The sequence below is a fragment of the Streptomyces sp. NPDC006512 genome (assembly GCF_040611935.1).
Lineage (GTDB): Bacteria > Actinomycetota > Actinomycetes > Streptomycetales > Streptomycetaceae > Streptomyces.
On sequence record NZ_JBEXPG010000059.1, the window covers coordinates 41,215 to 54,371 of the forward strand.

The window sequence follows — 13,157 nt, forward strand, 5'->3', positions numbered from 1 at the left end:
CTGTGGAGGGGTCCTTGAACAGGTCAGGTACGGGCGGTGCTCCCACCGCCGCGACCGTGTGCGTCATCGGTGCGGGTCTGTCGGGTCTGGCGGCCGCACACGCGCTCTCGGCCGCGGGAATCGACTTCGTCTGCCTGGAGAAGGCACCCGACGTCGGGGGGATATGGCGCCGGCCGGGAGCCGGCGAGCCGGGCCCCGGATACGAGTCGCTGCACCTGAACACCGCCAAACAGCTCACCGGGTACTCCGGCTTCCCGATGCCGCCCGAACTGCCCCTGTACCCCCGGCACAGCGATGTCGCCGCCTACCTGCGGTCCTTCGCCGAATGGGCCGGGCTGCCGCCCCGCATCGAGCTGCGCACCGAGGTGCTCTCCGTACACCAAGGAGACGACAAAGACGACAACGTCTGGACCGTCACCAGCCGGGACGCCGGGGGAGGGGTCACGGAGCGGCGCTTCGGGCACGTGGTCGTGGCCTCGGGCCACAACACCGAGCCGTCGCTGCCGGACCCCCTGCCGCCGGGCGCCGGATCCTTCACCGGCAGGATCCTCCATTCCATGGACTACCGGGACGGCGGCGACTTCGCGGGGCAGCGGGTCGTCGTCGTCGGACTGGGGGCGTCGGCCGTCGACATCGCCGCGGACCTGTCCCGGCACGCCGCACGGACCCTGCTGTCCGTCCGCCGGGGACTGCACATCGTGCCCAAGCAGCTCTTCGGCACCTCCGTGGACCTCATCGCCGACGCCCCGTGGTGGAGCGAGATGTCCTTCCCGGAGCAGCGCCGCTTCGTCGAGCAGTCACTGCTCGTGGCGCGCGGGAAGCTGTCGGACTACGGACTGCCGGAGCCCGACCACCCGGTCTTCTCCTCGGCGGTGACCATCTCCGACGAGATCCTCAGCCGGATTCGGCACGGAGGGGTGGTCCCGAGGCCCGCGATCGCCTCCCTCGACGGCGGCAAGGTGTCCTTCACCGACGGAACCACCGAGGAGGCGGACGCGATCGTCTACTGCACGGGCTTCCGCATGGCCTTCCCTTTCCTGCCCGCCGGATGTCCCGCGGGCCCGCGGCAGGGTCCCGTCGAGCTGTACGAGCGGGTCGTCGCACCCGACCGGGCCGGCCTGTACTTCGTCGGCCTGATCCGCCCCCACGGCTCCGTCACGCGGCTCGTCGAGGCCCAGTCGCGGTGGGTGGCCCGGATCGTCGCCGGGGAGGTGACCCTGCCCACCCCGGAGGCCATGCGGGAGGAGGTGGACACGTACCTGAGCGGGATCGAGGCGCGCTACGGGATGACCGAGGGGGCCTGCATCCAGGTCGACGTCGGCCCCTACCTGAGTGAGCTGCGGGAGCTGGACGGGGCGTAGGCCGCACGGCGGTTGAGCGGCCCGGAGGGTTGGCCACCGGGCGGCTCCATCGGCCGCCGTGAAGCGTCAGTGGCCGGCTCGCGCCCGCCGCAAGGACGGGCCGGCCGGCGGCCTGACCGCGTACGCCTCCGAGGAGATGTACGCGTTCACCCGCGGCGGCCGGCCCTGCTGGTGCGCCAGCCCCAGGTAGGCGATCAGCCCGACACCGTCCGTCAGCCGCCGGGAGGTCACCGCCGCCAGCGAGCGGACGAGGGGGGCCGCGTCGATGCCGTGGTGGCCGAGCACGGCCACCGCCCGGTCGAGGGCCTCCCCGTCGTGCCGGGCGTAGTCGCGGACCGGTACGTGCAGGGTGAACCCGCCGGGCAGGGCGGTCTCCGTGTCGGTGAAGGCGTGGCAGGTCAGGCCCGGGCGCCGGTCGAGCAGTTCGTCCGCTCCGCCGGGGCCGCCGGTTCCGCGTCCGGAAGCGGTGCGGAAGAAGCGCTCGATCTCCAGGCGTTCGGGGGCGGCGCCCGTGCGGGACAGGCCGGGGGCCTCCGCGGCCGAGAGGCCGTCGTGCGCGAGGTAGACCTTCACTCGCGGCTCGTCCCAGTCACCCAGGTCCAGGGCGAAGAAGAGGTGGCGGTCGCCCGGGGGGAGCGCCTCGAACGCCTCCCGGTGGCCCAGCCGGCGCAGCGCCTCGCGCACCGTCGCGGCGGAACGTTCCTGCCCCGATGCCGCGGGGTTCAGGTACACCTTGACCTTGGGCACGCCGCCGGGGAGCAACTCCAGCGCGCACCACAGCGCCAGCGGGCCCTGGGGGTCCGCGGGGAAGAAGAGGTCCTCCAGGACGTCCAGCCGCATGGTGTCGAATCCCCAGCGCCGCGCCGCCCCGCGCACGGCCCGCAGGCCGGCGCGGCCGTTCTCCGCCAGGCTGCCGGCCCCGTACCCCGGCTCCAGCAGCACGCGCAGGACCGGCTCCGCGCCGGGTGCGAAGGAGAGCGAGTACTCCACCGGCGTGTGGTCGTCCGAGAGGAAGGTGTCGGCGGGCGGCAGGCCGAGGGGCCGTCCGGCGGCGGAGCCCAGCAGGGCGAGCAGGGTCCGTGCGTACTCCGCGGAGTCGGCCCCGCCCAGCCCCACGGCCTCGCACAACCGCAGCACCTGTCTCGCCGCATGACCGCCGAGTGATTCTCCATCAGACGTATGCGGAACCGAGAGCGGAGATGTGGACTCCGCCGCTCCCGTCATGGACGGGAGCGGCCGCGCCGGAGACCGCCGGGCGGGGCGTGCACTGAACGGGCCCACCCCGGTGCGCTGTTGCATGACAGTGGCGGCGGCGGACATGTGATCCACGGCACTCCTTCACCTCGCGTAGCAGAAACAAAGCTGCTGACTACCCGCGAAGCGGAACCATCATGCGGTGGTGATCGGTCACTCGGAGTTTGGCTGGATCACTTGGTCAGCCAGTTCAGGAACTGGCTCCACATGCCGCCGCGTTCCCGTCCGCGGCCCGAGCCCGCCGTCCCGGCCGACTCGGCCGAGGGGGTACCCGGGTGCTCGTGCGGAGCCGCCCGGCCCGCCGTCCTGACGGGGGTGAACCGGGTGGGCAGCGTGACGAGACCCCGGTTGAAGGGGCCGGGCCGCCAGACGAGACTGTCCTCGGGCACGGCGAGTTCGATGTCGGGGAGCTGGTTGAGGAGGTTCTCCACGGCGGTCACGGTGATCTGCCGGGCGGGCTCCTTCGACGGGCAGGCGTGCGGTCCCGCGCTCCACGACAGGTGGGCCCGGTTGCTGCCGGCCTGGCGTGCGGCCGTCAGCGCCGGCCCGGTGTTGGCGGCCGCGAAACTCACCAGCACCAGATCGCCCGCGCGCAGCTTCTCCCCGGCGAACTCCATGTCGGACGCCGGGTAGTGCGGCGCGTAGTTCGACATCGGCGGGTTGTCCCACAGCGTGTCGTCGAGGGCCTCGTCGATCAGCCCGCCTCCGTCGGCGTACCGGTCGTCGGTGAGCAGCCGGTGCAGGAGGTTGCCGATGAGATTGCGCAGCGGCTCCGCGCCCGCGCCCAGCAGCAGGGCGAGCTGATGGACCATCTCCTCATCGGTGAGGGCGGCCTGATGCTCCATCAGCCACGACGTGACGTCGTCGCCGGGACGGGTCCGCTTGAGCGCGACCAGTTCGCCGACGGCCTGGAACAGCACCTCGGTGGCCCGCTCGGCGTTGACCCCGTCGAACATCCCGGATATGCCGAACAGGACCCGGTCGCCGATCTCCGCGGGGCAGCCGAAGAGTTCGTTGAACACGAACAGCGGCAGCTGCTTGGCGTAGTCGCCGAGCAGGTCGGCCGAACCGCGGTCACCGAACTGGGAGATGAGGTACTCCGAGATCTTCCCGGTGCTCCGGCTCAGTGTGCGCGGGTCGACCCGCGCCATGCTGTCGGTGACGGCCTGGCGCAGCCGCAGGTGCTCGGCGCCGTCCGTGAACATGCAGTTGGGGCGGTACGCGAGCAGCGGGGTGACCGGGCTGTCCGCCGGCACCCGGCCCTCGCCGAGGTCCCGCCAGCGCCGCGCGTCCTTGCGGAAGGACCCGGAGTCCTGGAGGAGTTGCAGCGCCGCCGAGTAGTCGGTGACGAGGGTGGCCTCCACCCCCGGAGCGAGCTCCACGGGCGCGGCCGGGCCGTAGTGCCGCAGGTAGGCGTAATACGCCTGCGGGTCGGCCGCGAACCCCGGTCCGTGCAACGGCACCCGGCCGCCGGTCATGTGGGCGGGGCACCCGGGCGGGGGCACGGGTGCGGTGGGGGTGGGTCGAGCGTTCATTCCTGCTCCTAGTGAGCGCGGTCCAGCAAGTAGCGGACGAGAGTGATCAGTGCGGCGGCGGACGATTTCTCGTCGCGCGCGTCACAGGTGACGACCGGAGTGTCGGGGAGCAGGTCCAGCGCCTCGCGCAGCGCCCGCTCCTCGTGGCCCGGCGTGCCGTCGAAGCGGTTGATGGCGATCGCGTAGTCGAGCCCGTAGTGCTCGATCAGGTCGATGACGGCGAAGGAGTCCGCGAGCCGTTCGGGATCCACGAGGACCAGGGCCCCGAGGGCGCCGCGCGCCATGTCCTCCCACATCTGCACGAAGCGCTGCTGGCCGGGTGTCCCGAACAGGTACAGCACCACGCGTTCGCTGATGGTCAGGCGGCCGAAGTCCATGGCCACCGTGGTGGTGGTCTTGCTCCGGACCCCCTTGAGGTCGTCGAACGACTCGCCGGCGCGCGTCATCGTCTCCTCGGTGGACAGCGGGGGGATCTCCGATATCGCACCGATGAAGGTGGTCTTGCCCACGGCGAAGTGACCGACCACGAGGATCTTCACGGCGGTCTGCGTCGCTCCGGCGCGAACGTACGCCTGCTCAGCCAAACTTGGTGCGGAGCCCATTCAGCACCTCCTCCAGGATGTGCCGGTCCGTGAGCGGGGCGCGCTGCACGGGAGGTCGGGTGATGAGGTAGCCGCCCTCGGTAAGGGCGGAGAGGAGGATCTTCACCACGCCCATGGGCAGCCGTGTGTGCCCCGCGATCTCGGCGACCGAGAGGTAGCCGGCGGTGCACAGGTCCAGCAGGCCCTGCTCCTCGGGGGACAGCTGGGTCGGGCGCTGCTGCTGGTCGCCCGCCGCGGTGACCAGGGTGATCAGGGACAGCTTCGCCTCGTCGGGCAGGCCGCGTCCCTTGGTGATGACGTAGGGACGTACTAAATCCGCCTCGGGCTCCAGTCCGTCGAACCCGGTCATGACCGGGCGCCGAGGTTCTCGCGCGGCGGTGTCGTCAGCGCCTTGCCGAGCTGGCCGACGAGCTGCTGCATCCGGAAGGTGATGTCCTGCATGTCCACGTCCGGCGAGGCCGAGACGCCGAGGTACGCGCCCTCCCCGGCGGAGATCAGGAAGACCCAGCCGCCGTCGAACTCGACCAGCGTCTGCCGCCACCGCATGTGGCCCGCCTCGATGAAGAACCCGAGCGAGCGGCTGAGCGACTGCACGCCGCTCATCGCGGCGGCGACCGTGTCCGCGCCGTCCTTGTCGAAGTCCCTGGTCCTGGCCATCAGCAGCCCGTCGGCGGAGACCAGGACCGCGTGCAGCGCCCCGGGTATCTCCAAGGCGCTGTCAAGCATCCATGACAGATCGTTGTTCACGAGAACTCATGCCCTTCGCTGCTCGCATCACGTGTGCTGCTCGATTGACCCGCCGCATCCGCGGGCGTCGTCCTGCCGGACAGCGTGCCCCGCTGGAAGGCCCCCATGATCGCCGCGGCCTCCGCGTCGGAACGGCCCGCCGACGGCGTGCCCGACGCGGTTCCGGGCACGATCGCCATCGGCCGCTTGCGGCTGCGCCGCGGCAGGCCGTCGACCGTCGAGGACGTGCTCACCGCCGCTTCGGGACCGCCGGAGAGCGTGGCGGAGCCGGAGACCGGCGGGGCCGGCGACCTGCGCTCCGGCATGCCGGTGAGCAGCTCGTGCGGCAGGAGGAGGACCGCGCGGACGCCTCCGTACGGTGAGCTGGAGTCCACGGACACTTCGAAGCCGAAGCGCTCGGAGAGCACGCCGATCACCGCGAAGCCGAACTGCGGGGGGCTGCCCAGTCCGGAGACCCCGGAGACCCGCTCGGTCGACAGGAGCTTCGTGGCCCGGGACCTCTCCTCGTCGTTCATGCCGACACCGGCGTCGTCGACGACGATGCAGATTCCCTTGGGGACGGTCCGTATGTTGATTTCGACCACGGTGTCCGGGCTGGAATAGCTGGTGGCGTTGTCGAGCAGCTCGGCGAGAGCCAGTGCCACGGGTTCGACGGCCCGGTTCGTGATGCCGAAGTCGACCTGCGAAAGGATTTCGACCCGCCGGAAGTGCCGGATCCTGCCCTGCGCACTGCGGACCACGTCATAAACCGAGGCGACCTCGCGCTGCCGGCCCAGCCAGCCGTCGCACAGCACGGCGATGGACTGCGCGCGCCGACCGAACTGAGAGTTCGTGTGGTCGATCTCCAGGAGGTCCTGGAGAATGAGGGACTCGCCGTACTTGTTCTGCAGCCCGGAGAGGACCGACTGCTGTTCGGCGGCCAGGCCCTGGAGTGTCCGCATCGCGGACTTCAGGACCGATTTGGTCGCGTCCTGGGCCTGTTCCTTCTCGGCCTGGACGGATGCCGAGAAGCTGTTCTCCAATGCTGCGTAGTGCGTTCTCATCTCGGCGATCTCGTGCCGCAGGTCCCGGGCCGCCCGGCGTTGGCGAACAATGACGGCGACCGCGCCGACGACGGCGGCGAGAAGGGCCCAGAGCACTGGGTTCTGTATGTAATACGTCATAAGACTCTCTTCAGGCGACTGACGGCCAGTTGCTGAATTCCGTCAATGCGGGTGGACCGGCGGACCGTCCGTACCGGGGGCACCGACCGGAAGGTCGCCGTGGTCGGAGATGTCGTTTTGCGCCCATCCGCCGCTCCGCAAGCGCGATGATCGTATCACTGGGTGTCAGTAGGTGACCGACCGTCACCATGGGGCTTGCTGAGGCCCATTGGCCCGATCCGGCAGGCTCCGCCGGATGTCAATGCAGTACGGGACGAACTTCTCTCAACCGAAGTTCCGCCCGGCCCGGCGCGGTGTCCGATAAAGGTCATCTACGGCTTTCGGTGCTCGGTGGCGGTCCGGCGATCCGCACGGTGCGAGTTCGTCGGCATTCGTGGATGGCCGGGAATTGCCGTCGTGTATCCCTGCGTACCGACCGGATGGTGGGACGAACGCGGTGCGACTTCGCGCAGCGTCGAGCGAAAGGCGGGCCGTCCGTCACCGGATCGCCGCCGCGCCCCGATGGGCGGCGCCCCCGGAAGGCGAGAGCCCGCCGGGAAATTCCGAGCCCGCCGTCCCCCGCGGTGACAGGATGCCGCGCAGGCGGGAGGTGCCCGCCGAGGGGCGGGCGGTGGGCATGCTGGACGGGCTGGACGCAGTGGACTGGAAGGCACTGGAGACGGTGCAGCCCGACCGGCCGGCGACCGAGGTACCGAAGGCGCTCCGCCGCCTCGGCCGGGAGGACGCCGCCACCCGGCCGAAGGCGGTGGAGCGGGCCTGCGTCGATCTGCAGGACCTCCTCCTGGGCTGGAAGCAGATCACCAGCGCGGCCACGGCGGCGCTGCCCTTCCTCGTGGACCTCGTCCTCGCCCCGGACGGGGCCGCCCGCCCGGACCTGGTCGACCTCCTCGTGTACCTGGCCGAGAACGCCGAGAACGCCGGGAGCGCCGAGAACGCCGGGGCCGCCGACACCGGGGCCGGTGACCCGGCGTCGGTGGACCCGGGCTGGGGCGCCGCCTGGCGCACGCAGGGGCCCCGCCTGCACGGGCTGCTCCGGGACGCGGATCCCGCGATCCGGCGGTCCGCGCTCCAGCTGTTCGCCGGCCGGACCGGTCTCCTCCTCGACCGGTGGCGCGAGGAGACGGACCCCGCCGTCCGCGTGGCCGTACTGCTGAGCCTGGGTGAGGCCGCGGCCGCCGAGGACCCCGCGCACGCCGTCGTGACCGAGGTGCGGGCCCTGCTGGACCGCGTCTTCCGGGCCGAGGACCGGGTGATGCGGGTCGCGGCCGTCGTCGCGACGGCGCACCTGGACGCCCGGTCGCCACAGCGCGCCTACCCCGTCCTCCTCGACGCCCTCACCGACCCCGCGCTCGCCCCGGCCTTCGAGGCGGTCTGGTACCTCCGGGACTGCGAGTACCCGTACCACCGGGACGACGTCGCAGCCCGGGTGGACCACCTGCTGGAGCCCGACACGCCCGCACGGGCCCGGTTCGTGACCGACCTCGCGGCGGCCGGGAACCGGACGGGCGACGCGGGGCTGCGCCGGTGCGCGCTGGACCTCGGGTGGCGGCTGCTGGTGGACCGGCCGTCAGCCGCCGACGCCCTGCTGCCGGTGGCGGCCGCGCTGCTGGACGACCCGGACGACGGCGTGCGCTACAGGGCGGCGCACCTGATGGCGGTGCTCGGCCGCCGCGCGGCCCCGCACGCCGACCGGCTCGCCGGCCTCCTCGACGACCCCGGGGAGGCGGAGTACTTCGACGGCACCGTCGGCGGCCACGCCCGGTGGGCGCTGACCAGGATCGGGGACCCTCGCGCCCTGCCGGACCTCGTCGAGCGGCTCGTCGCCCCGTACCGCGACCTGCCGGGCAGGGGCTACGCCCCGGCCGACCCGCGGCAGCCGGACGTCGCCGACGTGCTCCGGCCCCTGCGCGAACACGCCGCGCTGCTGCTGCCCGCGGTGCGCGAGGCCCTGCGCGACGAGATCGCGCGCGGCGGATGGCTGGTCACGGACCTGCGGGAGGTGCTCCTGGCGTGGGGGGAGGACCCACTGCTCCCCGGGGAGACGATCCCGTACCCGCAGTGGGCCCCGCCGCCGATGGAGCGGGAGCGGGCGGAGGCGACGGTACTGGCGTTCGCCGTGGGCGGGGAACCGCTCGACTGGACGTTCGCCCACGCCCTGGCCGCGCTCGACCGGCACGGCCCCCTCGCCCCGCCGGTCCGCGCGGCGCTGGAGGCGCTGACCGCCGGGGACCGCAGGGTGTCGCGGTACGGCGACTACCGGGCCATCCTGGAGGACGAGGAACTGCGCGCCCGTATCGGGGCGACGCTCACGGGCGGCACCGCGGCCATGCGGCCAGGCGCTACCGCGGACCGGCGGCACCGCGGACCGGGCCGCGCGGACCAGGGATGAAATGATGGCGCCGTGCCAGCCATCGGAACGACCGCCATCGTGATCGAACTCCCCACCGCGAACGTGCTGTTGGAAGCGGCCCGGCAGGTGAACCCGGCCCTGGTCCGGCCGGGCCTGCCCGCTCACGTGACCCTCCTCTACCCGTTCGTGCCCGCCGCGGAACTCGGCGACGACACGGACGGGGCGGTCCTCCGGCTGGCCGGCGCGCTCCCGCCGACGGACGTCGTGCTGCGCCGGACGGTGACGGCTCCGGGTTTCGTCGCGGTCGACGCCGCCGAACTCGGCCCGGCCGTCCGGACGTTCCACGACGCCTGGCCGCACCTGCGCCCCTACAGCGGCCGGTTCGGGGAATCCCCGTCGGCCCACGTCACCGTGGCACTGGGCGGGGACGACGCGGAAGCCCGGCAGGTGAGCGACCGGCTCGGCCGCCTCCTTCCCCTCCGGGCCCGGGCGGAGGCGGCCCACGTCGTCGTCCTGACCGACCGGGGCTGGCGGCGCAGACTCTCCGCGCCGTTCTCCTGACCGCCCCGGCCGGTCCGCCGGACGCGTCGACCGCCTGCCGGGGCGCGGTACCGACGGGGCGGGCGCGCGGCCCGCTCCCGATCAGGGGCGGGTGGCACCCAGGAGCAGGGCGAGCGCGGTCTCCCGCAGACGGGCGTCGGCCCCGGCCGTACGGCGGCCGGTGATCCCGGAGCGGAACAGGGACGACCCCTCCATCAGCATGACGAACACCTCCGCCCGGTCGTGGGCCTCGGCCGCGCTCAGGTCCGGCGCGTGCTCCCGGACGAACGCCGCCACGTGCGCGGCGTACTGGCCGTAGAACGCACGGACCGCCGCGGCCGCCTCCTCGTCGTGCGCGGCCAGCGCCCACACCTGGGTGAACAGCCGTACCAGGCGCGGATCGTCGTGGTCGGACAGGACGCCGTCGAGGAGGGCCCCGTGGCCGGCGCCGTCCGCGCTCGCGAGGGCGAGGCCCGTGACCCGTTCCAGGGAGGAGGCGAGGACCCGGTCGAGGAGCGCCGACAGGAGGGCGGAACGGGCCGGGAAGTAGTACTGGAGGTGACCCAGCCGGACACCGGCCTCCTCGGCGACGGCCCGCAGGGTGAGTTCGGCCCCTCCGGAAGAGGTGAGGACGCGCTCGGCCGCGTCGAGGAGGGCCGTACGCCGCTCCCGGCCCTTGGGCGTCGGCCCCGCCGCGGCGCTCATGCGGCGGCCCCGGCCCGGCCGCGGTCCGGGCCGAAGGCGTCGCCCTCCGCGTCGAAGGCGAGGCCGACACCGTGCGCGGCGAGCAGCTCGACCGCGCGGGCCGGATCCGGATGCTGCTCGGGGAAGACCACGCCCCGGGGAGCGGGGGAACCGTCGGTGCCCAGGACGCGGCGCAGGCCCAGCACGGCTCCGACGGCCGTCAGGTGGTGCTGCCCGAGCGGGTCGGTGACGGTCGCGGTGCGCGTGCGCCCGCGGTGGGTGACGTCGACGCGCAGCCGGGCCGTTCCGCCGTCGCCCGGCGAGTGCAGCAGGGCCCGGCGCGCCGGCGCCCAGCGCTCCCCGCCGGCCCAGCGGAAGAATCCCGTACCCCGCAGCGCGAGGAGCGCCCTGGTCGCGGCCGGGGAGCTGAACCCGATGCGGGTGGCCGCGGTGGTGGTGCCGAGGGTCAGCGGCAGGGTGAACTGCTCCGGGGTGTCGATGCGCGCGACGCGTACGGGCGCTCCGCCGATGCGGACCGTACGGGACTCCGTCATCGGGGAGGCGAGCCGGCGCCTCCCGCCGTCCACCACCTCGAACGCCACGCCCAGCCGGTCCATGAACTCGACGGAATCCGCCCCGGCCCGGTCGGCCATGTCCCAGCGCACCGCGATCTCGACCCGTTCGGCGCCGCCCAGGTCCCCGGCCAGCGCGGCGGCCACCAGGCTGCTGACCCCGCCCATCCAGGCGGAGGACAGCAGCACCGGCGCGGCCGGCCGCAGCAGCGCGGCGACGGTGACGGCCCGCTGCATCCGGCCCGTCCACCGGGTGATGTCGACGTAGGGCACGCCACCGGCCGCGGCGGCGTGCAGCACCCGGTCGTCGGGGTCGTTGACCGAGCCGATGACGGCCCGGACGGCCGCCCGGAAGGGAGCGGGGTCCGCCAGGTCCCAGGCGCGCACCTCGCCCCCGACCTCGGCGGCCAGTGCCCTGCCGCGGTCGGGGTTGCGGCCGGTGAGCAGGGTCGGGGTGTCCACGGCCAGGATGCGGGCGATCTCGGCGCCCACGGTGCCGTAGCCGCCGGTGACCAGGACGGGGCCGGAAGGGTCCGGGCGCAGCTCGTCGATCGGTTCGGTGATCATGAGCCACACTCTAGGTCAGATGACCTAGAAATGCGATTCCGGCTGGGCCCGCCAGAAGGCGCACTGGTGGTCCGTCTCGAACGACGTACCCGTACGCGTCGCCCCCGGGGTGAGGGTCAGGACGCTCACGGCACCCGCCCCCGCCGTCGGCGGCCACGCCGCCTGACCCGGTACGACCGGGCTGCCGAAGCGGGCGAAGGCCCCCCAGTAGCGCTTCATCGCGGTCGCGAGGGCGACCTGAACCGGTGTCAGCGGCCGTTCCCCCATGGTGAAGTCGTGCAGGTAGGCGAGCTCCGCGCTGTGCGCGTTCGACTGGTCCAGCCCCGGTACCCGCGCCCCCGCGAGCGTGGGCGAGTCCGGGTCGTCGAACTCGTACGCGTACGTCGGCACCTGACCCGCGAACAGCCGAGCCGTCCACGCCGTGTGGCAGGCGAACGTGGAGTCGGTCATCACCGCCGACAGCGCCAGGTAGGGCGAGCCGTGCTCCGACACCGGATAGCGGGCCAGGACCTCCGGCCCCGCCGCCCCGTACCGGGCGAGCACCTGCGCCGCGTACTGCTCCGCCGTCAGGTACGGCTGCGTCAGCGCGACGAAGAACCGGGCCTCCGAACGGGTGCTCCCGATCAGCACCGGCACCTTGTTCCAGGTCCCGCTCCCGATGGCCCGGGCCGGCGCGACCGGCAGCAGCCCGTCACCGGAGGCCGGGCCCGACGTGGGCACCGTACGCGCCGCCTCGACCAGAGCCGGACCCGCGGCGGAGCGCAGGCACGCGGGGACCCCGGCCGGACCGGCGCAGCCCGCCCGCGCGGCGAAGGTCCGCGCCTCCGCCTCCGCCCGCGCGGTGTCCGGCGTACCCAGCAGCGTGCACGGCCCGCTCTGCAACACGGCCCGGTGGAACAGTCCCGCGGCCGACGGCGCCGCCAGCAGGGCGCAGACGGAACCGCTGCCCGCCGACTGCCCGGAGACGGTGACGCTCCCAGGATTCCCGCCGAACGCGCCGATGTTCTCCCGCGTCCAGCGCAGCGCCGCGATCTGGTCCATCAGCCCGAAGGAACCGGAACGGCGCCCGTTCTCGGCGGCCAGCTCGGGCAGGCCCAGATAACCGAGCTGTCCCAGCCGGTAGTTGACGCTGACCACGACGCTCTGCGTGAGCTCGGCCATCGTCCGGCCGCCGAACTGGGTTCCCGTGCCCTGGCTGTACGCGCCCCCGTGCATCCAGACCACCACCGGAAGCCGCGCTCCGGGACGGGCGCCACGGGGCCGGTACACGTCCAGGTACAGGCAGTCCTCGCTGACGGCCGCGGGGTCCCGCAGCCCGAACGGCGAGAACTGCAGGCAGGCGGGGGCCTGCCGGACCGCCTCCCGCACCCCCTTCCACCGGGCCGGCGGCTGCGGCGCCCGCAGCCGCGCCGCCCCGACCGGGGGAGCGGCGTACGGGACGCCGAGGAACTCCTGCGCCCCTTCCCGCTCCTGCCCGCGCAGGCCGCCCTGCGCGACGGCCACCACCGGGCGGGAGGGCCCGCCCGGCAAGGCGGTGGCCGGGGCCGCCGGGACGAGCAGCGCCGCCAGCGCGAGGGCCGTACCGAACAGGGGTCGTGCCGCAGCCGGCCGGAGCAGCCGCTGCCAGGTCCACTTCATGCGTCCGTCCTCCAGGAAGGGCGAAGCGGCCGGGGCGGGGCGCGCCCCCCCCCCGCCGGCGGGGGGGGTACGGGCGGAGCCCGGCGAGCAGGACGGACGCCACGGCCCCGGCCGCCCGTGCGGGGTTGCAGTGGGGGTTGACGG

12 protein-coding genes are annotated in these 13,157 nt (G+C 73.5%); 3 read left to right on the plus strand and 9 right to left on the minus strand.

Features of this window, described 5'->3' with window-relative positions:
• Nucleotides 1-14 precede the first annotated feature (14 nt).
• Nucleotides 15-1,361, plus strand: a complete 1,347-nt coding sequence (locus ABZZ17_RS31610; protein WP_356881172.1) for an NAD(P)-binding domain-containing protein — start codon at nucleotides 15-17, stop codon at nucleotides 1,359-1,361.
• Nucleotides 1,362-1,427: 66 nt separating this feature from the next.
• On the opposite strand, the gene ABZZ17_RS31615 is transcribed toward ABZZ17_RS31610, so the two are convergent.
• The 6 genes from ABZZ17_RS31615 to ABZZ17_RS31640 all read right to left on the minus strand — a co-directional run bounded on the left by ABZZ17_RS31615 (nucleotide 1,428) and on the right by ABZZ17_RS31640 (nucleotide 6,662).
• The gene (locus tag ABZZ17_RS31615) at nucleotides 1,428-2,498 is read right to left on the minus strand and encodes a tryptophan dimethylallyltransferase family protein (RefSeq protein ID WP_356881174.1); all 1,071 of its coding nucleotides are present in this window, start codon (nucleotides 2,496-2,498) and stop codon (nucleotides 1,428-1,430) included.
• A gap of 290 nt (nucleotides 2,499-2,788) precedes the next feature.
• Nucleotides 2,789-4,150, minus strand: coding sequence for a cytochrome P450 (locus tag ABZZ17_RS31620; protein WP_356881176.1), 1,362 nt, complete (start codon nucleotides 4,148-4,150; stop codon nucleotides 2,789-2,791).
• Between the two features lie 8 nt (nucleotides 4,151-4,158).
• Complete coding sequence (locus ABZZ17_RS31625) at nucleotides 4,159-4,752, minus strand: ATP/GTP-binding protein (protein WP_356881178.1); 594 nt, start codon at nucleotides 4,750-4,752, stop codon at nucleotides 4,159-4,161.
• Nucleotides 4,727-5,101: a DUF742 domain-containing protein gene (locus ABZZ17_RS31630; protein ID WP_356881180.1), complete on the minus strand. Its 375-nt coding sequence runs from the start codon at nucleotides 5,099-5,101 to the stop codon at nucleotides 4,727-4,729. The genes ABZZ17_RS31625 and ABZZ17_RS31630 overlap by 26 nt, the downstream gene beginning before the upstream one ends.
• Nucleotides 5,098-5,499 carry a roadblock/LC7 domain-containing protein gene (locus ABZZ17_RS31635; protein ID WP_356881182.1) on the minus strand — a complete coding sequence of 134 codons (402 nt, stop codon included), beginning with the start codon at nucleotides 5,497-5,499 and terminating at the stop codon, nucleotides 5,098-5,100. The genes ABZZ17_RS31630 and ABZZ17_RS31635 overlap by 4 nt, the downstream gene beginning before the upstream one ends.
• Nucleotides 5,496-6,662, minus strand: a complete 1,167-nt coding sequence (locus ABZZ17_RS31640; protein WP_356881184.1) for an ATP-binding protein — start codon at nucleotides 6,660-6,662, stop codon at nucleotides 5,496-5,498. The genes ABZZ17_RS31635 and ABZZ17_RS31640 overlap by 4 nt, the downstream gene beginning before the upstream one ends.
• A gap of 571 nt (nucleotides 6,663-7,233) precedes the next feature.
• Here ABZZ17_RS31640 and ABZZ17_RS31645 point away from each other — a divergent pair.
• On the plus strand, nucleotides 7,234-9,051 hold the full coding sequence (locus ABZZ17_RS31645; RefSeq protein WP_356881186.1) for a hypothetical protein: 1,818 nt from the start codon (nucleotides 7,234-7,236) through the stop codon (nucleotides 9,049-9,051).
• 12 nt (nucleotides 9,052-9,063) lie between these two features.
• Nucleotides 9,064-9,573 carry a 2'-5' RNA ligase family protein gene (locus ABZZ17_RS31650; protein WP_356881188.1) on the plus strand — a complete coding sequence of 170 codons (510 nt, stop codon included), beginning with the start codon at nucleotides 9,064-9,066 and terminating at the stop codon, nucleotides 9,571-9,573.
• Nucleotides 9,574-9,654: 81 nt separating this feature from the next.
• Here ABZZ17_RS31650 and ABZZ17_RS31655 read toward each other — a convergent pair whose 3' ends face one another.
• From ABZZ17_RS31655 to ABZZ17_RS31665, 3 genes are read right to left on the minus strand one after another with little or no spacing between them, the layout of a single operon-like run.
• Nucleotides 9,655-10,257 carry a TetR family transcriptional regulator gene (locus tag ABZZ17_RS31655; protein WP_356881190.1) on the minus strand — a complete coding sequence of 201 codons (603 nt, stop codon included), beginning with the start codon at nucleotides 10,255-10,257 and terminating at the stop codon, nucleotides 9,655-9,657.
• On the minus strand, nucleotides 10,254-11,375 hold the full coding sequence (locus ABZZ17_RS31660; RefSeq protein WP_356881191.1) for a saccharopine dehydrogenase: 1,122 nt from the start codon (nucleotides 11,373-11,375) through the stop codon (nucleotides 10,254-10,256). Before ABZZ17_RS31660 ends, ABZZ17_RS31655 begins: the two co-directional genes overlap by 4 nt.
• A 24-nt stretch (nucleotides 11,376-11,399) precedes the next feature.
• Nucleotides 11,400-13,013 carry a carboxylesterase family protein gene (locus ABZZ17_RS31665; protein ID WP_356881193.1) on the minus strand — a complete coding sequence of 538 codons (1,614 nt, stop codon included), beginning with the start codon at nucleotides 13,011-13,013 and terminating at the stop codon, nucleotides 11,400-11,402.
• Between the last annotated feature and the right edge of the window lie 144 nt (nucleotides 13,014-13,157).